The 24,394-nt window shown below is 33.4% G+C and carries 26 protein-coding genes and 3 pseudogenes; 3 read left to right on the top strand and 26 right to left on the bottom strand.

Annotated elements, in window-relative coordinates; genetic code table 11:
- Positions 1-133 precede the first annotated feature (133 nt).
- From AC22L0_RS19840 to AC22L0_RS19830, 3 genes are all read right to left on the bottom strand, one after another.
- Positions 134-733 (bottom strand): nitroreductase family protein, encoded by a 600-nt coding sequence (locus tag AC22L0_RS19840; RefSeq protein WP_000158938.1) that lies wholly within the window; start codon positions 731-733, stop codon positions 134-136.
- A gap of 484 nt (positions 734-1,217) precedes the next feature.
- Complete coding sequence (locus AC22L0_RS19835) at positions 1,218-1,733, bottom strand: heme-degrading domain-containing protein (RefSeq protein ID WP_002061924.1); 516 nt, start codon at positions 1,731-1,733, stop codon at positions 1,218-1,220.
- Positions 1,734-2,234: 501 nt separating this feature from the next.
- Complete coding sequence (locus AC22L0_RS19830) at positions 2,235-2,606, bottom strand: DUF1304 domain-containing protein (protein WP_000402470.1); 372 nt, start codon at positions 2,604-2,606, stop codon at positions 2,235-2,237.
- Between the two features lie 481 nt (positions 2,607-3,087).
- Here AC22L0_RS19830 and AC22L0_RS19825 point away from each other — a divergent pair.
- Positions 3,088-3,222, top strand: a pseudogene (locus tag AC22L0_RS19825) (VOC family protein); the annotation flags it as partial.
- Between the two features lie 347 nt (positions 3,223-3,569).
- Here the strand turns inward: AC22L0_RS19825 and AC22L0_RS19820 are convergent.
- The 12 genes and pseudogenes from AC22L0_RS19820 to AC22L0_RS19765 form a co-directional block, all read right to left on the bottom strand.
- Entirely contained in the window at positions 3,570-3,911 is a 342-nt protein-coding gene (locus tag AC22L0_RS19820; protein ID WP_001133198.1) for a zinc ribbon domain-containing protein YjdM, read from the bottom strand.
- Between the two features lie 265 nt (positions 3,912-4,176).
- Positions 4,177-5,940: a SulP family inorganic anion transporter gene (locus tag AC22L0_RS19815; RefSeq protein ID WP_070756814.1), complete on the bottom strand. Its 1,764-nt coding sequence runs from the start codon at positions 5,938-5,940 to the stop codon at positions 4,177-4,179.
- Positions 5,941-6,040: 100 nt separating this feature from the next.
- Positions 6,041-6,481: a hypothetical protein gene (locus tag AC22L0_RS19810; protein ID WP_000021461.1), complete on the bottom strand. Its 441-nt coding sequence runs from the start codon at positions 6,479-6,481 to the stop codon at positions 6,041-6,043.
- Position 6,482: 1 nt separating this feature from the next.
- A complete protein-coding gene (locus tag AC22L0_RS19805; protein WP_065703588.1) occupies positions 6,483-6,836 on the bottom strand; it encodes an ArsR/SmtB family transcription factor in 354 nt (117 codons plus the stop codon).
- A gap of 424 nt (positions 6,837-7,260) precedes the next feature.
- Complete coding sequence (locus AC22L0_RS19800) at positions 7,261-8,580, bottom strand: aromatic amino acid transport family protein (RefSeq protein WP_001014190.1); 1,320 nt, start codon at positions 8,578-8,580, stop codon at positions 7,261-7,263.
- Between the two features lie 918 nt (positions 8,581-9,498).
- A pseudogene (locus AC22L0_RS19795) lies at positions 9,499-9,612 on the bottom strand (DUF3888 domain-containing protein); the annotation flags it as partial.
- 7 nt (positions 9,613-9,619) lie between these two features.
- Positions 9,620-9,955: an IDEAL domain-containing protein gene (locus AC22L0_RS19790; RefSeq protein WP_000987462.1), complete on the bottom strand. Its 336-nt coding sequence runs from the start codon at positions 9,953-9,955 to the stop codon at positions 9,620-9,622.
- Positions 9,956-10,078: 123 nt separating this feature from the next.
- Positions 10,079-10,492, bottom strand: a complete 414-nt coding sequence (saiR, locus tag AC22L0_RS19785) for an Rrf2-family transcriptional regulator SaiR (RefSeq protein WP_001083465.1) — start codon at positions 10,490-10,492, stop codon at positions 10,079-10,081.
- 185 nt (positions 10,493-10,677) lie between these two features.
- Entirely contained in the window at positions 10,678-10,812 is a 135-nt protein-coding gene (locus tag AC22L0_RS19780; protein WP_000573532.1) for a BA3454 family stress response protein, read from the bottom strand.
- 47 nt (positions 10,813-10,859) lie between these two features.
- On the bottom strand, positions 10,860-11,255 hold the full coding sequence (gene spxA, locus AC22L0_RS19775; RefSeq protein WP_000236190.1) for a transcriptional regulator SpxA: 396 nt from the start codon (positions 11,253-11,255) through the stop codon (positions 10,860-10,862).
- 275 nt (positions 11,256-11,530) lie between these two features.
- On the bottom strand, positions 11,531-12,268 hold the full coding sequence (locus tag AC22L0_RS19770; RefSeq protein ID WP_000146280.1) for a GntR family transcriptional regulator: 738 nt from the start codon (positions 12,266-12,268) through the stop codon (positions 11,531-11,533).
- Positions 12,269-12,300: 32 nt separating this feature from the next.
- Positions 12,301-13,362 (bottom strand): oxidoreductase, encoded by a 1,062-nt coding sequence (locus AC22L0_RS19765; RefSeq protein WP_000176642.1) that lies wholly within the window; start codon positions 13,360-13,362, stop codon positions 12,301-12,303.
- Positions 13,363-13,594: 232 nt separating this feature from the next.
- Between AC22L0_RS19765 and AC22L0_RS19760 the strand changes: the two genes are divergently transcribed.
- Positions 13,595-14,011 (top strand): SRPBCC family protein, encoded by a 417-nt coding sequence (locus tag AC22L0_RS19760; RefSeq protein WP_000332044.1) that lies wholly within the window; start codon positions 13,595-13,597, stop codon positions 14,009-14,011.
- A 160-nt stretch (positions 14,012-14,171) separates the two neighbouring features.
- Here the strand turns inward: AC22L0_RS19760 and AC22L0_RS19755 are convergent, their stop codons facing one another.
- The 6 genes and pseudogenes from AC22L0_RS19755 to AC22L0_RS19730 form a co-directional block, all read right to left on the bottom strand.
- Positions 14,172-15,548, bottom strand: a complete 1,377-nt coding sequence (locus AC22L0_RS19755; RefSeq protein WP_000787686.1) for a S8 family peptidase — start codon at positions 15,546-15,548, stop codon at positions 14,172-14,174.
- A 367-nt stretch (positions 15,549-15,915) separates the two neighbouring features.
- Entirely contained in the window at positions 15,916-16,482 is a 567-nt protein-coding gene (locus AC22L0_RS19750; protein ID WP_000855202.1) for an SGNH/GDSL hydrolase family protein, read from the bottom strand.
- A gap of 15 nt (positions 16,483-16,497) precedes the next feature.
- Positions 16,498-17,325, bottom strand: a complete 828-nt coding sequence (locus AC22L0_RS19745; protein WP_080024542.1) for an MBL fold metallo-hydrolase — start codon at positions 17,323-17,325, stop codon at positions 16,498-16,500.
- Between the two features lie 25 nt (positions 17,326-17,350).
- Positions 17,351-17,467, bottom strand: a pseudogene (locus AC22L0_RS19740) (DUF7010 family protein); the annotation flags it as partial.
- 41 nt (positions 17,468-17,508) lie between these two features.
- The gene (locus AC22L0_RS19735) at positions 17,509-18,357 is read right to left on the bottom strand and encodes an aminoglycoside phosphotransferase family protein (protein ID WP_000355250.1); all 849 of its coding nucleotides are present in this window, start codon (positions 18,355-18,357) and stop codon (positions 17,509-17,511) included.
- Between the two features lie 170 nt (positions 18,358-18,527).
- The gene (locus AC22L0_RS19730; protein WP_001022448.1) at positions 18,528-19,277 is read right to left on the bottom strand and encodes a Nif3-like dinuclear metal center hexameric protein; all 750 of its coding nucleotides are present in this window, start codon (positions 19,275-19,277) and stop codon (positions 18,528-18,530) included.
- A gap of 84 nt (positions 19,278-19,361) precedes the next feature.
- On the opposite strand from AC22L0_RS19730, the gene AC22L0_RS19725 reads away from it, so the two are divergent.
- The gene (locus tag AC22L0_RS19725) at positions 19,362-19,571 is read left to right on the top strand and encodes a hypothetical protein (RefSeq protein WP_000801651.1); all 210 of its coding nucleotides are present in this window, start codon (positions 19,362-19,364) and stop codon (positions 19,569-19,571) included.
- An 82-nt stretch (positions 19,572-19,653) separates the two neighbouring features.
- On the opposite strand, the gene AC22L0_RS19720 is transcribed toward AC22L0_RS19725, so the two are convergent.
- The 5 genes from AC22L0_RS19720 to AC22L0_RS19700 form a co-directional block, all read right to left on the bottom strand.
- Positions 19,654-20,553: a PhzF family phenazine biosynthesis isomerase gene (locus tag AC22L0_RS19720; RefSeq protein WP_087965010.1), complete on the bottom strand. Its 900-nt coding sequence runs from the start codon at positions 20,551-20,553 to the stop codon at positions 19,654-19,656.
- Positions 20,554-20,564: 11 nt separating this feature from the next.
- Positions 20,565-21,341: a GNAT family N-acetyltransferase gene (locus tag AC22L0_RS19715; RefSeq protein WP_000872889.1), complete on the bottom strand. Its 777-nt coding sequence runs from the start codon at positions 21,339-21,341 to the stop codon at positions 20,565-20,567.
- A 43-nt stretch (positions 21,342-21,384) separates the two neighbouring features.
- Positions 21,385-21,948: a GNAT family N-acetyltransferase gene (locus AC22L0_RS19710; RefSeq protein WP_000775353.1), complete on the bottom strand. Its 564-nt coding sequence runs from the start codon at positions 21,946-21,948 to the stop codon at positions 21,385-21,387.
- Positions 21,949-22,107: 159 nt separating this feature from the next.
- The gene (locus AC22L0_RS19705; RefSeq protein WP_000985517.1) at positions 22,108-22,656 is read right to left on the bottom strand and encodes a GNAT family N-acetyltransferase; all 549 of its coding nucleotides are present in this window, start codon (positions 22,654-22,656) and stop codon (positions 22,108-22,110) included.
- A 163-nt stretch (positions 22,657-22,819) separates the two neighbouring features.
- Complete coding sequence (locus AC22L0_RS19700) at positions 22,820-24,313, bottom strand: class I adenylate-forming enzyme family protein (RefSeq protein ID WP_087965055.1); 1,494 nt, start codon at positions 24,311-24,313, stop codon at positions 22,820-22,822.
- Positions 24,314-24,394 lie beyond the last annotated feature (81 nt).

Here is a 24,394-nt window from a genome sequence, read left to right as displayed (position 1 = left end):
CGATTAATAAAAAAAACGAATAAGCTTTTTTATTAATAAACAGTTTTATTTTTACAATACAGTTAGCTTCCCCTGCTATTTGCGGACAGTAAGACCACCACTGATTAAATTTCTATTTTATTACATTCGAATATTACTTATGAAATTTCACACGCTCTTCAAGTGGTTGGAATTCTTTTTCACCTGGTGCAGCTGTTGGATTACCAAATGGCATTTGTGCAATTAGTTTCCAATTAGCAGGGACATTCCATTCTTGTTTTACCTCATCGTCAATTAATGGATTATAATGTTGTAATGATGCCCCTAATCCCTCTGCTTCTAAACCTGTCCACACGACTAATTGGTGCATACCTGATGCTTGGTGTGACCAAATTGGGAAGTTTTCAGCATATGCAGCAAACTTTTCTTGAAGCGATTTAACGATAGCCTCATCTTCAAAGAATAATACTGTTCCATAACCAGCTTTAAAAGAATCCATTTTTTGTTGCGTTCCTGAAAAGTCTCCATCTCCAACTACTTTTCTTAATGTTTCAGTGGTAATATCCCATAATTTATCATGAGCTTCACCAAATAATACAACTAATCGTGCAGTTTGAGAATTGAAAGCGGATGGAGTATATTTCACAGCAAACTCCACGATTTCTTTAATTTTTTCATCCGATACTTGTACCTCTTTATTAATCCCATAGTAAGTACGTCTTTCTTTCAGTGCAGTATAGAAATCTTTTGTCATAATTCCGTTCCTCCTAAGTTTTAATATTCTTCAAAATGATACATCTCGAAGATAGTATGCGTTTAAATGAGTTCATTTTTGAATCATTGAACTTCCTAGCACCCATTGCCAGTCATTCTAAATCTAAACACACTGCTTCCTTCAGTTTTCCTAAAAAAAGCCTTATAACATCATTCATAAAATCTAATCATCCTTCGGTACTATTTTACCCATTCTCTATTCATGTATCCTGCTTGTTTCATATTTACACAAATATGAAATGTAGCTACTTTAATCACCAAATTTCACATTAATTTAGAGCATCTTCAATTACAGCAATTTCGCTCACTCGAACAAAACGATGCAATTTAAAGAACATTGCAAAATTAAGTACTACCTGTAAAAGAACCCTCTTAGCCGACTATAAGAAAAAATAATAAAAAGCCAAAAACGAACAATAATATGTTCATTCTTGGCTTTTACTTAACCATCACATTTATTTTTACTATTGCTTCAAATGATTTTTAACTGCCCTTATTACCAATTCGTGATCTTCTTCTGGTGGTAATCCTGAAACTGTTATCATTCCAATAACCCCTACGTTTTTTATTCTGATAGGAAAACATCCACCAAACGCAGCGTATTCTGAAGTATCTAAAAGATATTTTTCATTATAGGAGACCCCAGTTATTTCACTTTGTATCTGCATATAATACGAGCTACGATCATGCAGGGAAACGACTCGTTTTTTACGCTCAATCCATTTCGTATTTTCCTCATTTGTCCCTGTCATCTTGAAATGAAATAATTGCACACCATTTTTCGTTATATCAACAGCAATCAATTTCCCCTCTTGCTTTGCTGTTTCAACGATAAATAAACCTAGTTGCAAGGCATCTTCATTTGTAAAAGAGGAAAATTGAAGTGTTTCCTCCTCTTTTAAAATTTGTTTACTTATTTCATTCAAATTTGAAGTACTCATATCTTTAACCTCCATAATTGTTTTATGCCACACCGACATTTTTTCGAAATTATTAGGCCATATAATACAACCTTTTAATCACACTGATTCTAAATAAACTACTGTAACATCTTTGATAACTAGTAGTACCGTAAAGCTTGTTTTCTTCTTACTGGTGCTATTATGAATGACATTCAAAGTTATAAAAAGTACTATTCTACTTATCCCTATCTTACAGAGACTATTATGAAATATATTTAACATCTTAAAAATGTATGTACTAAAGAATAATATTTTTAATCACTAACTTTTTTGATCAATCGTTATAATCCAATTTCATCAAAATTTTTATCAATTATTACACTATCCAACAATAGGAGGAAACAAAGATGGATGAAAGTATATCCAAAAGCTGAAAAGCAGTTGAGTCCCTTGAGGGAATAGTTATAATTCACTACGTATAGAAATAGACATACAAAAACGCCATCCTTTCCTATAATTCTAAAGAAAGAATAGCGTATTCTTTTCAAAAATGAGTTCTTTTATTGAGAAACTTTGATTCTATATCATACATAAAAGGGCAACCAGTGCTAAAACAGCTGGAAATCCTTGTTTCACAATAATCGATTTATTAGATGTGAAACCTCCGAAAATAGCTGCTATCACCACACAAATCACGAAAAATAATTGGACCATATAACCAATTGGATTGAGCCCAAGTACAAGTCCCCAAATGAGACCAGCCGCTAAAAATCCATTATATAAACCTTGGTTTGCAAACATAATGGCTACGTTTCGATCTCCTTCTAAATGCTTCGGTAATTTGAAAGCACGTTTCGCTACTTTTGAATCAATAAAAAACATTTCAAGGATCATGATAAACAAATGTTCTAATGCTACGATCCCGACTAAAATAGCTGCGATTATTTCCACACTATTCTGCCCCCTACACTCTCTATTCTTTAATATTCTCTACATTTTTTTGCATCTGTAATAGAACATGAATAAGTATTTTTCGTTCTTCTCCACTGATATTTACGAACATTTCCTTCATAAAATGTTCCTTTTCTTTCTTGTTAAAATATTAATTGATGTATCAATTATTGATACATCAATTAATATACATCTCTCTTTTTATTTTTGCAAGTTTTTTTGCTCAATTGGTTTTATTTTGTTCCAGCAACTTTAAACCAATTCAAAACATCAGTTCGCATTTCTAGAAATCATAATTACTTTAAGTTCATTCTGACAATCATATTTAACTACATATATAAAAGAATTGAGTTATATCTCCATCAATTTATAAAAATTAATTTTTTCTAAAAACAGATACTTTACGTTTTTTATAGTAATAAAAATCATTTTTGTTTCAGAGGCAATCCATTTTGTTAGCTTGATGGGCATAGGATAGTACCCATATGACGAACCAATTATCTTTCAAGAAGACGGCTAGAAATCTGGATTTGGCACAGGCGTTGCCTACTTCCGTGATCCAGATGGTACTAATTTAGAGCTAATTGCTCCAAAAGGTCCATTTAGACGTGATTAATTAAAATATATTAATACTGAAAAACCACCTTTATGAGAGGTGGTTTTTTGTTGCTAATGGTGAAGATTAATATTGAGGTCTGATTGAGACCTATTCCTTTTCCACATCTTTCATCATACCATCGAAAGAATAGTCTTATAGCTATTTCAAATATTTCGGCAGTACTATATCGCTAGCAAGCTAAAATTTCATGGTACTCAAAAAAAATCTGCTGAATCATAACCAAAAAGTTCATTTTATCATTTCGGGGTAATTCGAAATTCTTAAGTTGTCGGGCACGGGGTACAGCTGAAAAACAGTGTATATTCATTAACTTCAAACTAATTTTGATGTAACAAAATTTGTATTTATACCTTTTTAACGAATTCAGATTTTAATTTCATAGCTCCAAAACCATCAATTTTACAATCAATATCATGATCTCCATCAACTAATCGGATACTCTTTACTTTTGTACCAATTTTTACAACTGATGAAGTTCCTTTTACTTTAAGATCTTTAATTACTGTTACAGAATCACCATCGTTTAAAATATTTCCATTTGCATCTTTAATTACCTTTGTATCTTCACTATTTTCAGCTTCTAATTCTAAAGTCCACTCATGAGCACATTCTGGACAAACAAAAAGATTCCCATCTTCGTAAGTGTATTCTGAATTACATTTTGGACAATTTGGTAAATTAGGCATATTTTTATTTCCTCCACTCGTTTTCGTTTATTCTATTAAATAAATATTATTTTTAATTTTCGTTTTTCGTTTAAATGTACGGAAAATATTCTCTTCTTGCTTTTTGATACTTATTTGTTGAATGTATAAAAAAACTACTTGTTCACACCTTGTAAAAAATCTTCTCCACATTCTCCAAAGCAAACTTTCTTCTTCTCTACTTTTTTAATAAAATGATTAAAAAAGTAGATTAACTCAAACAAACTTTGTATGTGAAGTGAAATTTTTAAAAATCTAATGCATTTTCTTTATTCTTTATTGTATTGATTTCCTGAGATTGCTGAGAAAGCCCTGTACATTCATGAAAAGCAAAATGCTTACACCCTATACATTTTTTTGTATTCAGATGTCCTAAAGCACAATTAATTGCTTCTCCGGTATGATTAAAAAAGTTTTCTTCCCCAATCTCAGCGTACAATCCATTCTTATCTAGATTGGCTTTTAGCTCTGATTGAATTCCAGAAATAAGAAGTACGCCACCTTGTTTTTTGAAGTGCTGAACAATATTCCTAAAGTAAGACTCTCCTGTGGTATCAATAAAAGGAACTTTTCCCATACGTAAAATTAAAACATTAGGTTTATAATGAATAGTCGCTAAAATATTTTGTTCAAATGTTTGAGCAGCCCCAAAAAATAATGGCCCTTCTATTGTATAAATGCTAATTTGTGGGCAATCATGAGCTTTATTTACCACATGTGGTAGCAATTTTTCATTTCTTTTTGTATGATCAGGAAGCACTTTTGATATGACAAGCATATTACTCATACGTTTTGTAAACAAAATAATAGCTAATATAAGACCAATCTCTACAGCTGTTGTTAAACTAGTAAATACAGTAAGTAAAAATGTTACCAATAATACAAGAGAATCTCCCGTCTTCATTTTAAGTATGTGATAAAAATGTTTCTGCTCGCTCATATTCCAAGCTACCACCATTAAAATCGGGGCCATACTAGCAAGTGGAATATGTGAAGCATATGGCGCTAACAGTAGAAGTGTAAATAACACAAATCCTCCGTGAATAACACCCGCCATCGGAGATACAGCTCCACTCTTAATATTAGTTGCTGTACGTGCAATCGCTCCAGTTGCCGGAATTCCGCCAAATAACGGGGTAACAATATTGGCAATCCCCTGACCGATAAGCTCTTTGTTACTGTTGTGTTTACTATTTGTCATACCATCTGCCACGACAGCGGATAAAAGTGATTCAATTCCACCGAGCATCGCAATAACAAATGCAGGACCAATTAACTGCTTTATACGTTCTAATGTGATTTCTGGTATATCAAACTGAGGAAGTGTATTTGGAATCGTACCATATGCTGTACCAATAGTAGGTACATAACCTGAGAAAAATACAGTTGCAATTACAGTTGAAATAACAACACCTACTAATGAACCAGGCACTTTTGGTAAAATCTTTGGTGTTATGAGTATAACAAAAAAGCAAATCAAAGCAGTTATAACACTATAAAAATTGGTAGTACTGATATGAGTGAAGAGTTCCTTCAAATTCGCTAGAAATTCCTCATGCTTTTTTATACCTGTTAAACCTAAAAAACTAGCAATTTGTCCCGTAAAAATAATAACAGCAATACCTGAAGTAAAACCAATTGTTACAGGACGTGGAATAAACTTAATTAAAGAGCCTAGCTTGAAGATTCCCATAAGACATAAAATAATTCCAGCTAACAAACCCGCGAGTAGTAAATTTTCGTATCCATAGGTAATTACAACTCCTAAAAGAATCGGAACAAAAGCACCTGTAGGTCCTCCAATTTGATACTTCGAACCACCAAACAGTGAAATGAGTATTCCAGCAATACAGGTTGTATAAATCCCATACTCTGGCTTAACACCAGAGGCAATAGCAAAAGACATAGCAAGTGGAATCGCAACAACTCCAACAATCATTCCTGAAAGAAGATCCTTTTGAAAATGTGCTAATGAATATCCTTCAAACCTTCCTGTAAATAACTTTCTCATTACAAACCCTTCTTTTCTATTTTTAATAGATCTGGATTACAAATGTATTTCTCGGTCCCTTATACAGAAAATTGTCCTTTTCACAAAAAGAAAAACCATCCTAATATTTACTATATGTTTTACTTAAATGACACTCCAATTCACCTATATCTCCACCTTGTTGTACATAGGATTTCAATCTTTCTGCTAGACGTTCTCCGGCTCGACTATCTAGCTTCTTCGTATCAATAAACGATCTAATCCTTACCTTATCTGGAGTAATATCTCTACGAAACATTTGTCCTGGAATTTCACTCCAAAAACGATTCCATTCATCCAGTAATCCTATTTGATCAAATAAAAAACCTTGAATTCCACATAACCAAGCTGTACAAGCAGTATTTCTTTTTCGACATCCAACTCCATCTTGTAAATGTTGGCATGAAAAACAACAAGAATTTCCACTTTTTATACAAACTTCACAAACGTAATGAGCTCCTAATGAGCGAAATGTTTCAATCCCATGTTGGATGATATCTTCTTTCTTAACCTCAATACTCAACCTATCCCTCCTTAGCCATCATTTCAGTTTCTGCTCCATCTAGCTCTTCTAACATTGAAATCGTATCGATTAAATGGTTGTTAAAAATCTTCCGTGCAACCACCAATAAATCCACAATAATAGGGTCTCGTAAAGAATATAAAACTCTTTTTCCATCTTTTCTACCAACAACAATGTTTTTTGAACGTAGTACACTTAATTGCTGAGAAACAGCTGAACCTTCCTTATTTAGAATATCTTGAATTTCGTTTACGCTTTTTTCACCTTCTGACAATAATTCTAAGATACCTATTCGCAAAGGGTGTGCTAAGGCTTTAAAGAAATCTGCTTTAAATTGTTGCATTTCGTTTCCCATTGAAATCCCTCCGTTACTTTTCCTCAATTTTCAAAAGTACCATATACATCTTCAAATGTTTGAATATGTATATGGTACTTTTAAAACCTCGAATTTTCAATACAAATTTTACAATATTAAATAAGCATCAAATAGAGATACTATTCAAATTCAGGTTCAAAATTTATTATCCAAAATAAAAGCGCCTAACATATTAGGGATATATAATACGTTAGGCGCTTGATATTTAAAATTTCTCGATTTAGGTCTTGATAATATTGGATGAGTATATAACCAAAATGCTAGATGACTAATATGAATAAACTTATTTGTAAAATTAATTCATTAGAATATTTTAAGAGCAAGTTTTGAAAAAAACTATTCAAAACTTGCTCCTTCTTTTCTCAGATCCAACTATTTTGATACTAAAACCAACAGTAGTGAATTAGAATAATGATTTAATACTTGCTAAGACAGTAAGTACACCTACAATAATAACAAATACGTTACTCATTTTCCCTTTGTATTTAGCTAGTACTGGAACTTTTTGAATCGCATACATCGGTAATAGACATAAGATAGCAGCAACTAATGGACCGCTTAGAGAATCAATAAGTCCAAGAATACTTGGATTTGTATAAGCAACAAACCAGCATGATAATACAACAAAAGTAAGGATTACTGTCTTAATTGTTTTTTCTTCAATATCTTTTCCACGTGATTTACCGAACTTAATAATCATGTCACGCATTACTTCAAATGCTCCGATATAATGGCCAAGGAAAGACTTTGTAATAGCCACAAAAGCAATAATTGGAGCTGCAATAGTGATTACAGGCGAATTAAGCTCATTAGCAAGATATGAAAGAATTGATAAGTTTTGTTCTTTTGCCATTTTTATATCATCTGGAGTCAAGCTCAATGCGCTACTCCAAACGAAGAACATAACAACAGCGAATGTCATGATATAACAAACCTTTTGTATTTGCGCACATTTAGCATCAGTGGCTTCGATTCCATACGTAGCTCTCTGTTTCACAACAAATGATGAAATCATAGGTGAATGATTAAATGAGAATACGATGATTGGTAGAATCATCAATATCGTTCCAAAATAGCCTGTTCCTGTTGAAGCAGTTGAAACAGCTGAAAAACTAAGCATTGACGTATTCCACTGTGGAATTAAAGATATTGCGATAAAAAGTAAAGAAACTATGAAAGGATACACTAACATACTCATTACCTTTACAGTAATATCTTGACCAAAATTCAGTATAGCGATAAGACCAAGAACTAATACAAGTGATAAAATAGCTCTTGGAGGTTCTGGCATGTGCAATTGATGCACGATAAAACTACTTGCAGTGTTTGTAAGCGCAACCGAATACATTAGTACGATTGTATAAATTGAACCGAAATATACGATGTTAAAAATGATACTCGCTTTATTTCCGAAATACTCTCTAATTGTACCTGTGATCCCCTCATCAGCAGAATTAGAAGCGTATATCATTTTAGCAAGCGCCCTATGTGAGTAATACATAACTGGATATGCAAGTAATGTAATTAGTAGTAAAGATAATAAACCACCTGAACCTGCATTAATCGGTAAAAAGAGCACCCCTGCTCCAATTGCAGTTCCAAATAGACTGAGTGCCCATGTAGTATCCTGCTTATGCCACTTTTTCGGATCTGCATATTGCTCATTTTTTCGTGCGGTATTTTCAGCTTGAACTTCTATTTTCTTTGCAGTATTCCCGTTCATATAATAACTCCCCCTTGTATCTATTCCTGCATCTCTCTTTGCACCTAACAAATATTCCCTTTTCGGAAAATGAATTCCTTACAAGTTGCCCCACTTTGTATGTCCTTCATCATAATGAATCCAAATTGAAACATTCGCTAGTTAGCGTCCTAATATAATTGTTAGCGTTCACAAAAAAGTTTACTCGTAATATCCGCTCTTTATATAAAGACCTCTTAAGAGAACAATATAGAATAGACTTCATAAATACGTTGCAACATTTCTAATAACAGTGTATTACTTTAATGGTTTCTCTTTTTTACTTTTAACAGTAATTTTAGCTAAACCGGCCTCTCTTCATTTGCGAGGCATTTCTTTCTCAATTCTATACATTACCTTCATAACTTCGGTAGCACTGATGATATTGCTTACACAAGCCACTGAAGCACATTACATACATTTCGCCTCTAATCACACACCTTTCTTACTAGTAATCGCATTTTTTATATTTTCTCCAGAGATAATAAAATTTCTCTCGACGCCCTCATTATAACGTGTATATTTATAAAATTAATATTTTTATATTTTCAGAAATATTAAAGTGGAATATTTTTATATGGATAATATTTTACAGTTAGCATGTAGCCATTGTTTTTATCGCTTAAAGCTGAATTAGTTAGTAAAAAAATACAATAATACATTGTTTTTCTAGGTTACTCATTATAAAGATACTTATATCCCCTTTATCAAAAAATTTCATTTTAAACATAAAAGATATTCTAATAAATAATTAATGTAGGTAAAAAGAAAAAATTCCAAAATAAAAAAACCAAATTTTAGGATATATATTATTAATATTGAATTCATATACATTTTAAAAAGATACACTGAGTAAAAAACAAAAAAGCTGCCCCATATGGACAGCTCATTTACATAATTATCGTTATCAGGAATATCTCTATGTTTGTAATGAATCGTTTTTACATCATTTCCTTTTATGCGAAAAGTAATTGTGTCCTCTCCATAAGGCGGATTGTGTGCACCCTCAAAAGTTTAAATTTTAAAATCCCTCATTAACTAGCTCTTTTATCGAGTTTAATTTTGAAGAAAGCTCGATAAACCATTCTTCATCCCCTGTTAATAATGCAAGATCTATAAGATAAAGGATTTGTTCCTTATTTATTACCTTTGATTCAGGGAGTTTGTTAACGTGTTTACTAAAGAGTAAAATCGCTTCGTTTATTGTGTACTGGCCGTCACGTTTCACAATACTAACTGTAACTATATCCTCTACATCATCAAGTGATACAATATAACCAACTATTAATTCACCTTCATTTGATATTCCACGAACCCAATCTCCTACTTTTAAAACATGATTATTATTTGACATCATACCGTTTCACCTTCCTATAAATATTTTTTGTGACAATAAAAAAGATATAAAAACAATTATACTGTAATATTTTTCATTACATTTAAGTGTTAAGAACTCACGGCTATATAATAATTAAGCCGCTTAACGCTCTTGATTGATAAGGTCAACAACTTCTTTCATTGTATAATTCTTTAAGTATTCACCTAGATGCTCTTCAGCACCTAAGAAAATAGCGAAAAGAACTTTTCGCATGTTCGAACCTACAACACACTGATTGTTTGATTCCGGACATTTCGGCTGCAAAGCACCTTCAGAGGTTATCTGATAAATATGCCAAAGATTAATTTCATCTAAATCGCGGGCGAAAATAAAACCTCCACCAGTTCCCTCTTTTGATTGTATAAACTTGTGCTTTTTTAACAAACTTAGTACTTTACGAATACGTACTGGATGTACACCTGCACTTTCTGAAATAGCATTACTTGTTGACATCCGATCTGGCTGTAAAGCTAAATAAGTTAAACTGTGTATGGCCAAGGTAAAGTCGCTGTTCATGATTTTCCTCCTACGATCAAAAATATTGTTTCTCATATATTAACTGTAGCCATAAATATTACAGATAGGTTAGAAAGTTAAAACATATAGAATACTTCTTGCCATAAAAAATTAATTCTCTTATATTCTATCCGGTCCCACCTATATCTGATAACTTCATTTAGCTTTTTAAGTTGAAAATAAAATTAAACACTCCACTGTTTCTTCACTTGTTCTTCTGCCAGTTGTTTAATTTTTGTCCAAATCGTATCTTTACTCACAATAACATTTGTTTGATAATTTCTATCATTATAATTAACTGTAACACATACTTCAATCATCTTCTGCTTCCTCCTTTCAAAAAACTTTTCCTAAAAATTACTACTTATTAATTGGCCAATTTTTGCAATTCAATGTTCAAAAACGTTCGAACGCTACGTGGTAAAAATTTACGAATTTCTTCCTCATTAAAACCAATCTGCAATCTTTTCTCGTCCAGCATAATTGGGCGACGTAACATTAGTGGATGCTCAATTATTAATGTATAAAATTCATTGAGCGAGAGCTCCTCAATATTTATATTTAAGTCCTGAAAAGTTTTGGATCTAGTTGAAATAATTTCAGTAGCCCCCTCTTCAGTTAAACGAAGAATCGATTTAAGCTCATCAACTGTCATAGAATTTGATACGATGTTTTTTTCAATATAATCAATTTGATGCTCTTCAAGCCATGCTTTCGCTTTTCGGCATGAGGCACAGCTTGCTGTTGTATATAGAATTACCATATTTAACTCACTCCTTTAATGTTATGAAACGTACATTTTAAACATCGGTTATTGAAATGTATTAAAAAAAATTACAGTTTAGAATCAAATACAAGCAATATTATTTATTCGAGAATATTTAATTTATCTACATTTTACAGACGATAACAACTCACTTCTAAAAACTATACTGTAATTTTAAACTTTACAGTTCTATAAATCAAATGTTAAGTCTTGGCTTCATTCTATTAACGTATAATAGGAGCAGTTGAGACAATACTTGCCTCAACCGATTTTTATATCTCTTTATAATTTTTTGCAGTAATGACTGTTTCAAACTCAAATGTTTCGGGTAGATGATCTGCATAAGAATATTCAAAAGTTCGTCCATCCGTTAAGTAAGCTACTTGTTCAACTCGCATTAGGAAATCCTGATTTGTTAAGTTCATAAACTGCTTTCCCCTATCATCTGGGCGAATTCCTTTAACCCTGACAACAGATGTCCCTACCTCAAGACCAAGTTTATTTTGAATATGTGAGTATATCGACTCCTCTAAAACAGAAGCCTCAACACCTGGGATAACCGAAATTGGCATCCATGTATGCTCCATAATCGTCGGAATGCTGTGAATGATGCGGAGGCGAATGATTTTATAGACGAAATCACCGATTGAAACTCCCAATTTCTCAGCAACTACTTCATCAGCCCCAACAATCGCAAACTCGATAATTTTACTTTCTACCTCACTGCCGTATACAGCTTTCGTACCCGTTAAAGTTTGAATCATTCGTGCCTTTTCCTGTTGACGCCAATCTTGCACCACTGTTCCACTTCCGCGCCGGCGGATGATGTAGCCATCTCTAACTAATAGATCCAGCGCTTTCTTAATAGTAAGGGCTGAAACACCAAATTCTTCAGCAAGGACGGGGCTACTCGGAATTTTTTCGTTGATTTTATATTCACCATCTAAAATTTGCTGTTTAATCTTTTGATAAATGCCGAGGTATTTTACTTGTGTTGATCCGCTTGCCATTTTCATACCTCCTTTATACTGCAAACTCTCTTCTATTCATTCAAATGTAAAGCCTCAAGTTTGTAAACTGAAGGTGATGGGGCAGCAAATCCATTTTCTAAGATTTCAATATTCGTTACCGCTTCTTCGTCTTTCACAAGTTTTGGTGCACCATTTATAATTGTTTCATACGCGGCATCATAGAAACGACCGTAATCACCAAGTGGCGTTTTAATTTGTTTTTCAATCCAGTCACCATTTGCATTACGATACTTAGCAACTCCATAGTACATCGGTGAATCTTCACCAAACCCTGCACTCTCAGGCATAATCCCCGCTTTCAAATCATTTTCCTGCTGATCTTCACCATATTTAATAAATGATCCATTTGTTCCATGGACGATAAAGCGTGGATAATCTTTTGCTACGACATGGTTCGTTTTCAGCTTAATCTTCAACTGATTTCCGTAATGTAAACCAACATCGAAATAGTTATCAACCGCACCTTCCATTTCATTATTACGAATATCGTATGTCACCGTATCTGGACGGCCGAATAGTGAAATCATACGGTCCATCGTATGAATACCTAAACTGTAAAATGAACCTTCTTCTTTTGGAGCTTCATGAGTGATTGAACCAGGACGGAAATAATCAATATGTGATTCAATCTCAATAATATCACCAAGGAATCCTTGTTCAATTACTTGCTTCACAGCTAAAAAATCACCATCAAAACGGCGGTTTTGATAAGGCATAACTACTACACCTTTTTCTCGTCCTAAAGCTAATAATTCTTTCGCATGTTCCACTGTATCGCAAAATGGTTTTTCAACGATAACTGATTTTCCAGCAAGTATAACTTTTTTCGCTAATTCGTAATGCGTATGTGCTGGCGTACAGACCGTCACCACTTGAATTTCCTTGTCATTCAACAATTCGTCCAAATCAGTAGTGAAGTAAACACCTTTTTCCTTATATGGAGCCGCTAATTTTTCATTTATTTGACGTACAAAAATCGTTTTTATTTTTATATTATTACGCGTGTTTACATAAGGTAAGTGATAGCGGTTAGCTGACTTTCCAAATCCAATAAAGCCCATTGTTAATGTCATATTTTTCAACTTCCTTGCTCATAAATTTTCGTTTCTATATTTATTATATAATTTAATTATTAAAAGTATATAGTTTTAACTTTATAATTATATATTAAATAAAAAATCCACGATAAAATTCGTTCTCACTATAAGTTATGGACCTATAAAGTGAAACTTTAATCAGTGGGGCGATTTATTCTCTACTGATTATTTACCCGTAAATACCGGGATGAAAAGGAGCGTAATGAACATGGCATATACTACTATATCTATGGAAATTTTCGGATCAACTGAACAAGTATGGCAATTAATCGGAGGTTTCAACTCCCTTCCAGACTGGTTACCTTATATACCTAGCAGTAAATTAACTGAAGGCGGTCGTGTACGTCATCTAGCTAATCCAGATGGTGAAACAATTATAGAACGCTTAGAAGTATTCAATGATAAGGAACGCTACTACACGTATTCAATCATGAATGCACCGTTCCCGGTCACTAATTATTTATCTACAATCCAAGTTAAAGAAGGTACTGAAAGTAACACATCGTTAGTAGAGTGGTCTGGTACGTTCACTCCTGTTGCGGTTAGTGATGAAGAGGCAATAAATCTGTTTCATGGTATATACAGCGATGGACTGAAAGCATTGCAGCAAGCATTTCTAGATTGATTCATGTAATTGATTGAGACGAAAAAGTTAATTAACAGTCAAACATTCGACTTTGTGGTTAAGTTCATTATGAAAGATAAACAAATACAAATTTCATGCCTGCTTGTTAATGACAAGAAATAAAAAATACTACCTCCAAATGGAAGGTAGTATTTTTTTATTAATCAGGAAAAACAATTAATCCCTCTTCTTTTTCCTCCTGTTTTAAATCTTCTTCTGGGAATGTTACAGTTGAATTTTTATCCCCTGTTTTTTTTGTTTCTTCACCTGGAAATACGAAAGTTGAATTTTCTTTTCCTTCATTTTTTTCTACGTTATCTGGAAATACCATAGAATCATTGGTAGTCAAATCACTATGAAAACCAAGGTTAGACAAAATCGCTTTTAAATCTGGTAAAACCCCTATTTTATCAGATGATGGGTCATTAGACTTTGTGCCTGTATTAGGATTACTTAAAATTGCTCTCAATTCTTTTGGTGTATATGCCTTACCTAAATGTTCTTTAGCAATCCCTTGAATTGATACAGCAGCCCCAGCGATTATAGGCGAAGCGCTAGAAGTACCACGGAAATTAGAAGTATAACGATTCATTATACTCTGATCTGTAACTTTTTGTCCTTTACTATTTTGATTTTGATATGTATCTAATGTGTCAACATACTCTCCCCAACCATATACATCAATTCTACTACCATAGTTAGAGAAACCTAAACGTTTATGAGGAACTCTTGCAGTAGATGCTCCAACTATAATAGCTCCTGAATCTTTAAAGTCTGGACTATTTCGATTTAAAATCTGTTTACCATTACGGTCTTTAAATTCATCTAAATCAATCCCACCATTACCAGCTGCTTCTACAATAATAATGCCCTTATCTGTACCTTTGCGAATTGCGTTAAATATACTCGGGTATACTTCTACTGGTAAAGGGTCATCTCCATATCCATCATATTTAAAGGATTCCTCTATTAATAAAACATCTCCAGCCTGTAAAGAATCTACGGCACTTAAAATAGCATCTCTTACATCGATTCTCCCATTATCTCGGATCACTGAAATTACTTTTGCCTTTGCTTTTGGTGCAATCCCAATGTTCCCAATCCGATTGTCAGCTGCAGAAACAACACCTAGAACTGAAGTACCGTGAGAAAGATCATTACTCATTTTTCCAGACATAAATTCAATATTTTGACCGACTAAATCTTCATGATTTAATAACCAGCCTTCTTCCAAATCTACAAAGGTTGCTCCTTGACCATCTCCTCCTTTAATTCCCCAAGCATAAGGAGCATTAATTCCTAAAGGTGCCTCTTCAAGATATCCCTGTCTCGAAAATCTAGGTTCATCATAAGGATTGATTGATAATACAGGCAATCTCGAGCTAGTTGTTGTGTTTATACTCTTATTAGAACGAAATTGTATTTTACTAGAATCGTTATTGGCAGCATGTACTGTATTTGTTACAAATGTCGTACCTACCCCAGCAAAAGTTGTAATTGCAAGTGATGATATCAACATACCTTTAAAATTTTTCATCTTTCCACCTCTAGTTTTCTATTAGAATTAACATATTTAATAATGTGTATGAACCGAAAAGCTTTTTATCTTATTATAAAAATTAATAGATTTTTATAACTTTTTGATTTACATAAAAACTCCTTTCATTCTTGTAATTCAATGTGTATATTTCAAAATAACAAACTCACTGTAACTATTATAGTTACACCTTTATTGATTTTCAACTACGAAATATAAATTTTTAAAAATAAATTTATATTACTTTAAAACAGAGCTAACCTTTTACGCATATAAAAAAACAAAATATCTGTGCAAATTACAGCGGTGAATAAGTTTATAGACTGCAAAAAAACAAGAAAAAGCAAAACACTAAGTGCTTTGCTCCTTATAAAATTCCTTTTAACTTTTCACCAATTAACCTCGCTACATACTCATAGCCTTCTGGTCCAAAGTGTAATCCATCTTTTTCACCATTTTCTACAAATCTTTTATAATCCCGTTCTTGAATCATTTCAGCGAATACGTTTAGAAAATAACTTCCTGTTTCCCTCGCCACTTTCTCCACCACGTCTGCATACTGACCAAGCACTCTATTTGTTCTATTACGCTGTCTTTCTTCATCAACTGGTGCAGGACTAATCAGTAGTACTTTATCTGATGAAATATGGTTCACAATCTTCTCTAAGTTTTCTTTATATGCTTGTAATGACACTTGAGAAAAAGAAACTGCATCATTCGTACCAAGAAAAACTGTTACGAAATCTGGTTTATATGATATTACATCTTCTTCAATCCTATTTAACGCATCGAATGTATTATCCCCTGGAACACCTGCATTCACTACTTTCCACTTCGGAAACATCTCTTGCAAACGTGGTGTTAATCTCGGCATTCCATCAAAAAATGTTTCATCAGCTGTAATACTATCTCCAAAGCATACTAACGTTTTCATTAAGCTACTCTCCTTTTACGTATGAAACAACTTTCCTTCTATTGCTTTTATATATCTTTCAGCAGAACGTTCAACTGCCTCATCTGCATTTTCTTTTACTACTCGATGAAAAGCATTGTATAAACGATTAAACTGTAACGGCTTCACTCGGTTCACCATTTCTTCCACTTTTCTCGCTGGTAATGGAATTAAGTTTGGATAGCTATACATAAAACTTACCCACCGCTCATCCGCTACAACTTGAATAATATCACCTGTTAACAAAATCCCTTTTCCATCATTACCTTCTTCCCAATGCAATACAGAACCACCACTAAAATGTCCTCCAAGACGATGTACAGTAATCCCATCCGCTAATTGTAAAGACTCACCAGACCAATAAATAATACGACTACTTGGGCGCATCACCCATTCTTTATCATCTTCGTGTATATAAATTGGTACATCAAATGTCTCTGCCCATTCTACTTGCGTTGAATAATAATGAGGATGAGACAATGCAATCGCATCTAATCCACCAAGCTCTTTTATTTTCGCAATTGTCGTTTCATCTAAATACGTAATACAGTCCCATAGTAAACGATATGACTCTGTTTTCACTATAAATGCCGTTTGACCGATCGCAAATCCTGGTTTTGTCGTAATACTATAAAGTCCATTTTCCTCTTCGATTATTACATTTTTATATGTATCATCTGTTTGCAAATTTTCTAAAGTCGTCCAAGACTGCCCTTTCGGATTCACATATTGCCTCTCTTCATCACAAATATGACAACTCACCGGTTCCTCTACACTCGCTGCATACTGCACACCGCACGTTGTACAAACGTAATTTTTCATCATAATTCCCCCTATCCCTATATTTTTATTAAACTGATTTTTGTTGATAATAATCTACTTTTTTATTTTCAATTAATAAACTTATAAAAGTAAGTAAATAAACAACTGTAACTGACAATGGAATTACAGTAAATCCTTTTTGGCTTCTGCAACATTCATCTCACTATCTCCCCCAAAATATTTGTACTATAAAGTCACCTCAACCTCGTCCATCCAATAACGCCAAGCTTCTAAATAATCTTCTAAATCTTTCGGGTGGCGCCGTAAACATGTATCTATACGCAAATATAATCCTATGACTATTTCTTCATATAAATCACGGTCATTTTTATGAAATACACATTGTTTCATCGCATAACCAATCGTTTCTTTTGTTAAATCTTCCGGAGTTGAACAGAACGCATAAATTAAATCATATATAGGATCTCCTAACACTGGTAAAGGATCAATTACACCATACAGATCATTCTCTTGAAATATAAAATTATGAAATCCAAGATCACCATGCAATAAAAATGGCTGATTTATTCCAGTCCCCCTACTTGGACTATTTGCTAACTTAAAAACCGTTCTATACTCTTCCTCACTTATGTAACGTCTTACATTTTCATGAGCTTCCATCACATTTGTCGTTAAAAATTCATTCCAAGATTGAACTGGGCTTTCTTTCCATCCCCAGCCATCAACCTCTGTAGCTACTTCATACTTATTGATAACTTCCTTTACAAGTTTACTAAGAACACTCCGTTTATGGCCTAGTTTGCAAGAAGTTGTGCCCTCAAGGAATGAGTAAACAATATAGCGATTTAAAGGTTCCTTATATAAAAGCTTTGGAAATAATTCGTCCTTTTTATAAAACTGAAGAAAATAAGCTTCTTCACGTATGACATCCGATTCATTCAACTTTATAACGTATTGTTCATCTAACAAATATATAGTACTTGTCGTTCCCCCGTTTAATGCTTTTACGCTATTTGGATAATGTGAAATAACTTTTTCCTTAACTAGTTGTGCAGTGATTATTGAAATGTCCATTCTCTCACCCTTCAACTCCGAATATTTCCTTAATTCAAAAGACAACTTTACTATCATTTGACAAACAAAAGTAAAATCCTTTCAATCGCCCTGATATAACAAACAACAATTTTATTTTATTTTATTACAATGACTTTCTTCAATATTCCATTTATGATAACGTGATTTTATCACTCTAAATGCTCTTCATATACTCTAATAATTTCTATTGCAGGGTCTCTGTCTTGTAATTTATGAGCCAAACTTTCTACACCAAACACTTCTGTAAACGTATGACTGCCTACAATTAAATTAATTCCTTTAAATTTCGCATGTTGCACTGTATATAATGTTTTTTCACCTGTTATGTACGTGTCACATCCTTTTTCTAATGCACGTTCAATCAAATTTGTATTGTTTCCTGCACCGGTTAAGATCGCAATCCGTTTTACTGGTTTATCGTGATTTCTCCAGCTCTTCACTTTCTCTTCCATTTTTTCTTCAAGTTTTCCAACTAAGTTTGAAAAAGGAATCGCTTCTTTATATTCTCCTATTCCCGGTAGTTCTTCTTCCTCATAGGTTGAATATTCCAGTATTGTATCTATCCCAATTTCGTTAAATAACGATGTACACGTGCCAAACTTTACAAAATCTAACGGCAAATGAATCCAAAAATGATTCATTTCATATTGCTTCAATTTCTCAATACAAGCCTCTTCCATACCGAATAAAAAACTCCACGGCGCATGATGTGTAACTATCATATCGACTCCATTTCGATACGCTTCTTCAATAGTTTCTAACGTTAAATTTGTTGTGTAACCGATTTTGTGAAATTCATCTTTACTTATATAAGTAAAACCATATTCATCATCGCCATATTTATGAAGATGCTCTCCAAATAGTGATGTTATATGTTCATTAAACTGCTTTATATTCATTTTTATTTCTCCTTTCATTTACTTTTATATTTCATAAATAAGGAAATACTAAATTACAACGTTACATACATATAGGAGGACAATATGAAACCTGAATTTTTAAAAGCTGTACATGATGCAATCGGAAATGTCGAACACATTCATATAGAGGAAAGCGGTGCTGACAGCTTACTTATTCATCATGATGATGCACAGCAGTTACAACAAGTTGCTAAGGCGTTAGAAAATAATAATTTCCGCTCCGCTTTAAGAACAACTGGAAATGCTTCGTACATTGAAGTATTGAACAGATAATGAAAGTCCGGATGTATTCCGGGCTTTCTTTTTATCCCGCTATTCACCGGGCAGTAAGACCCCCACTGATTAAAGTTTCACTTTATATTGAAACTTCAAACTCTTTCACATACACCGCTGTTCCAGCAATATCTATTTGTAACTTCTCGTTTTCTATCCCTTTCGTTACATAAACAGTTACACGACCATCTTTATTTATTTCCTGTCCTTGCTCAACGATTAAACTCAATTCATGTTCAAAACCTTTCTCTAAATACTCCGCATAATACGCTCCCATTACACCTGAAGCTGTTCCTGTCACTGGATCTTCAATCGTCCCAGCGTAAGCTGATGAAAAATGACGGCCGTGCATTTGTGCTAGTTCATCATAAGTTTCTAGACAAATTGGGTGAATAGAAGTATTAGGTATTTCTTTTAATACTGATGGAAATGCAGCATTATTAGGTTTCATTCTCTCACATGCATTAAGATTTTTAATCGGTACAATTACAGTCCAATTACCAGTACTTCCATATACAATCGGTAAACTTACATCTAAATCATTTATTTCTAAACCGATACTATGAGCTAATTCTTCTGTTGAACCTGTAAATTCTTTAAACTGAGGTGCTGCCTGTCTCATTTTAATAAAGGTTTCTCCATTTTCATTTACACCTATTTGTATCGGTAAAATCCCAGCCTTCGTTTCAATCGTAAGGTTACTTTTCTCTTCTAATAAACCTTTTTCGCGCAAGGCAAATATCGACCCTACTGTCCCATGACCACATAAATCCATTTCAAAACCAGGTGTAAAATAGCGCATTCTTATATCTCCTACTTCTGAGGAAAGAACAAAAGTTGTTTCGTTATATCCAACTTTTTCAGCAATAATTTGCATTTCCTCTTCCGTTAATCCATCTGCTTCTAATACAATACCTGCTGGATTTCCCTTATTTGGTTTATTCGTAAATGCGTCGTAATGAAATACATTTATAGTCTTCATTTTCTTTTCTCCTAACCTTCTTTAAAGATTTTATAATACAGCTCTATCTCCGTTTTCAACGAACAATTATTTCTCCAAAATATCCTCTGCATCTTTTCATTTGAAGTATGTGTGCTTCCAATGTAATAAGTAGCCCCTATTTCCTTTAACATATGCAACGATTGAAAATGCATATGGGAAGCAATTCCTTTCCCCCGATAATAAGGCATTACCCCAAAATAAAATAACCGTCCTTCACTTTCTGTTCCAGTTTCTATATGCGGTATGGACATACCAATCGGCTCATTTTTATCATAAAAAACAATACATGACTTTTCCCAGCCCGTACCTAACTCTGTTTGCACTGAATAAAAATGTTCATTGATAGTTAAAATTGAAGTTTGATTCCCTGAACCCGACATACATTGTTCCCAAATATATTTAAATTCTTTTTCCGATAACGTTCCTTCTGCTATTGATCGATATGTATATTGTCTTTCAAGCTCTTCTACATTGTTCAATTCTCTACATACTTCTATCTTTGCGGCATACAAAGAAAAACCGGCATCAAGTAACACTTTCACACTTGAGTTATAACTACTAAACCTTTTGTTTAATACAATACTCGCTCTTTTTAACTCCCAATTAAAACAAACCTCTTCCAATCTACTTATCTTTTCTTTATATGTTTGTACGTTATACAAAACATCTTCTTCTATTTCTTCAATCGTTACTGCCTTTGGTAAGCCATTTAATATTTTTTTAGAAGGGCCAAATAAGTTTTTGATGACTGTAAGATCGTACTTCACCACTGCACCTCCAATCTACAATTTCTATCCGTAATAACCACTCTCATATACTCATCTCCTTATTTTTAAAATAAATAAGAAAATCCATCCACTTACCATTCTCTAATGAAAACGCCTTTCTCTTGCATTCAAATGAAAAGCCTGCTCTTTCCGCAAGACGAACCGATGGCTCATTATCAACACGTATATGTAATTCGATTCTATGAAAATCAAGGCTACTAAAAAATAACGGTAACGCAGCTTTCACACTTTCAACACCATATCCATTTCTCCAATATTGATTATGTATGGAGTATCCCATCATCGCCCATTGATAGTCCATACGTAAAATTTTTATTAGCTCTAGCTTTCCAATATTAGCCCCATCTTCTTTACGAAAAATACCTAATACATACATCTCATCTCGATGTGCTGCTTCATCAAATCCTCTAATCCATTCCGTGAACCATTCTTTTGTTGATGATGCCATAACTTGATAACCATCGTCGTATTTATACTGAGATGGCAGCCTCTTATTAAATCCATCTAACCAACTTTCATAATCATCATTTTGGAACGGACGGATCATGAGTCTCTCTGTCTCTATCTGTAATAGCGGCAGCTTCATTTACATCTCTTCCCTTGATTGATATTTGAATATTCTTTATTATCTTACACAAAATACAAAATCTAGTAAATTATTATGTTTTTGATAAACATGCTTCTATTAAAATACAAAAGGAAACCCTGTTCTAAAGGGTTTCCTTTTGTCATCACACTACCAAACTTATCTGTAATTTAAAACGTTGTATTCTGTCTTTAATATTCCATAAATATCAACATCTTCATATGTATTTAATAAAAGTCTATTTTGTCTCAATGTGCCTTCTTTACGTAAACCCGACTTCTCTAATACTTTAATCGACGATCTATTTCTGGAAATGGCAGATGCCCAAATTTTGTTTAGACCTAATTCGATAAAGCCAAATTGAATCATTCTGTTTACAGCCTCAGTTGCAAAACCCTTTCCCCAATAATTCTTACCAATCCAATAACCAAGTTCACCTCTATTGTTACCCTTGTCAATTCTTAGTGTAATTGTACCTACAATTTCTCTTGATTCTTTAGAGACAATTCCTAAAGGATATTCGATTCCTTTCCTAATAAGTTCTGGTTGCATATCAACCCAATCTTGCGCGAACTCCAGTTTATATGGATGCGGAAGCCCAAGAATATTAGCTAATTCCTTGTCATTAGCCAATTCTTTAATTCTAAAAACATCATCATTGGTAAAAGGTTCTATACATAAATGCTCAGTTTCTAATTTTATAGCCATCTTTTCTCCCCCTTGTACTGAAATTAGTTAGATCCCTTTATTTTCAATATTACACCAAAAACACAAAATTTTTAAAATCTTTATGATATCTACTAACAGAACCATAAACAAAAAATCCAGTTATGCTTTGTACATAACTGGATTCCTCATTATCTAATGTTTTTTATTTTACAAGTACATTTTCTCTTAATTCCCTCTTTAACACTTTCCCTAAAGCATTTTTCGGTAACTCTTCTAAGAATACCACTTCTGGAATTTTGTAACTTGCTAACTTCTCCTTACAATACTGAATAATACTTTCTTCTGTTAATGTTGTTTCGCCATCCTTCACAATGTAAGCTCTTGGAACCTCTCCCCAAAAGTCATCTGGAACTCCAACTACTGCAACTTCTAAAACACCATGTATTTCATGAATAACATCTTCTACTTGATCTGGATATACGTTGTCACCACCGCGTATAATAACGTCTTTATATCTTCCCATAATATGCAGGAATCCATCATCATCTATCATGCCAGCATCACCCATGTTAAACCAGTTATCTTTTACTACCTTCTTTGTCGCCTTTTCATTATTCCAATATCCTTTAAACATGTATGGACTTTTCACATGAATCTCTCCAACTTCATTTGTTGTTAGTTCATGTCCTGTTTCCGGATGAACAATTTTCACCTCTACATTTTTCAAGGTCTTTCCTACAGAAGACATCTTTTCTTTTCCCATCATTGGATGCCATGAGGTTACAACCCAACCTTCTGTACTACCATAGCCTTGCACCATATATATGCCTTTTTCCATATATTTTTGAATGAGTGTTTCTGGCACTTTTGTACCACCGCTTTGTGCTACTTTAAAGGTTGAAATGTTACGTTCTTTTTTATTTAGTTCATCAAGCATGTAACTATAAACGGCTGGGAAAGCAAGCATCGTAGTAATTTTCTCTTCTTCAATCTTATCCCAAATAAGAGCAGGATTCGAATCAGCTAAGAAGATCATCGTAACGCCATGATAAATACAATTTAAAATAGAAAGCACGCCACTCATATGAAACAATGGATGCACAGATAAAAAGCGTTCACCTGCTGGGATTTCTCTTTGTCCCGCAATTTCAGCAAAATAATGATGTAAGTTTTTATGTCCAATTACACATGCTTTTGCCTGTCCAGTCGTTCCTGATGTAAACAAGTAAATGGCATCGTCTTCTTCATGAACTTCTACGTTCGGTTCTGTCGTTGGCTGTTTTTGCAACTCTAATTCAAATGAACCAAAGCCTTCTTTTGTTGTTTGAATTACATAAGGAATTTCTTTAACAGCATCAACCTTTAATAACACTTCATTAAATTCTTCATCAATAACTAACACTTTTAATTTCGCTTCTTTTACAATCGTTTCTAATTCATAAACAGTCAGCTGATGATTTAGCGGAATAAATACCGCTCCAATTTTTAAACTTGCCATCATAACGCTTGGAAATGGGTGATTATTTTTACATAGTATTCCTATACGATCTCCTCTTTGCACACCATTATATAACAAATAATGTGCAAACTGATTTACTCGTTCATTATATTGCTGAAACGAATATCTTTTCTTCCCCCCTACAAGCGCTTCCAAATTTGGTGATTGCATTGCTCTCTTTTGTAATAATTGTCGCATCGTTCTCAAGTAAAACTCCCCTTTATATATGTTAGGTTTTTTATTTTACCAGATTAACTATTAATTTACTAAAGATTACAC

The sequence above is a fragment of the Bacillus sp. LQ01 genome, from assembly GCF_057624735.1.
This window is presented reverse-complemented; position numbering and strand designations above follow the sequence as displayed.

Coding starts and splice junctions, on each gene's coding strand:
- AC22L0_RS19840 (WP_000158938.1), bottom strand. CDS start 733: ATGACAAAAGATTTCTATACTGCACTGAAAGAAAGACGTACTTACTAT.
- AC22L0_RS19835 (WP_002061924.1), bottom strand. CDS start 1,733: ATGTCGGTGTGGCATAAAACAATTATGGAGGTTAAAGATATGAGTACT.
- AC22L0_RS19820 (WP_001133198.1), bottom strand. CDS start 3,911: ATGCCTAATTTACCAAATTGTCCAAAATGTAATTCAGAATACACTTAC.
- AC22L0_RS19815 (WP_070756814.1), bottom strand. CDS start 5,940: ATGAGAAAGTTATTTACAGGAAGGTTTGAAGGATATTCATTAGCACAT.
- AC22L0_RS19805 (WP_065703588.1), bottom strand. CDS start 6,836: ATGGGAAACGAAATGCAACAATTTAAAGCAGATTTCTTTAAAGCCTTA.
- AC22L0_RS19800 (WP_001014190.1), bottom strand. CDS start 8,580: ATGAACGGGAATACTGCAAAGAAAATAGAAGTTCAAGCTGAAAATACC.
- AC22L0_RS19790 (WP_000987462.1), bottom strand. CDS start 9,955: ATGATGTCAAATAATAATCATGTTTTAAAAGTAGGAGATTGGGTTCGT.
- saiR (WP_001083465.1), bottom strand. CDS start 10,492: ATGAACAGCGACTTTACCTTGGCCATACACAGTTTAACTTATTTAGCT.
- AC22L0_RS19780 (WP_000573532.1), bottom strand. CDS start 10,812: ATGATTGAAGTATGTGTTACAGTTAATTATAATGATAGAAATTATCAA.
- spxA (WP_000236190.1), bottom strand. CDS start 11,255: ATGGTAATTCTATATACAACAGCAAGCTGTGCCTCATGCCGAAAAGCG.
- AC22L0_RS19770 (WP_000146280.1), bottom strand. CDS start 12,268: ATGGCAAGCGGATCAACACAAGTAAAATACCTCGGCATTTATCAAAAG.
- AC22L0_RS19765 (WP_000176642.1), bottom strand. CDS start 13,362: ATGACATTAACAATGGGCTTTATTGGATTTGGAAAGTCAGCTAACCGC.
- AC22L0_RS19760 (WP_000332044.1), top strand. CDS start 13,595: ATGGCATATACTACTATATCTATGGAAATTTTCGGATCAACTGAACAA.
- AC22L0_RS19755 (WP_000787686.1), bottom strand. CDS start 15,548: ATGAAAAATTTTAAAGGTATGTTGATATCATCACTTGCAATTACAACT.
- AC22L0_RS19750 (WP_000855202.1), bottom strand. CDS start 16,482: ATGAAAACGTTAGTATGCTTTGGAGATAGTATTACAGCTGATGAAACA.
- AC22L0_RS19745 (WP_080024542.1), bottom strand. CDS start 17,325: ATGATGAAAAATTACGTTTGTACAACGTGCGGTGTGCAGTATGCAGCG.
- AC22L0_RS19735 (WP_000355250.1), bottom strand. CDS start 18,357: ATGGACATTTCAATAATCACTGCACAACTAGTTAAGGAAAAAGTTATT.
- AC22L0_RS19730 (WP_001022448.1), bottom strand. CDS start 19,277: ATGAATATAAAGCAGTTTAATGAACATATAACATCACTATTTGGAGAG.
- AC22L0_RS19725 (WP_000801651.1), top strand. CDS start 19,362: ATGAAACCTGAATTTTTAAAAGCTGTACATGATGCAATCGGAAATGTC.
- AC22L0_RS19720 (WP_087965010.1), bottom strand. CDS start 20,553: ATGAAGACTATAAATGTATTTCATTACGACGCATTTACGAATAAACCA.
- AC22L0_RS19710 (WP_000775353.1), bottom strand. CDS start 21,948: ATGAAGCTGCCGCTATTACAGATAGAGACAGAGAGACTCATGATCCGT.
- AC22L0_RS19705 (WP_000985517.1), bottom strand. CDS start 22,656: ATGGCTATAAAATTAGAAACTGAGCATTTATGTATAGAACCTTTTACC.
- AC22L0_RS19700 (WP_087965055.1), bottom strand. CDS start 24,313: ATGCGACAATTATTACAAAAGAGAGCAATGCAATCACCAAATTTGGAA.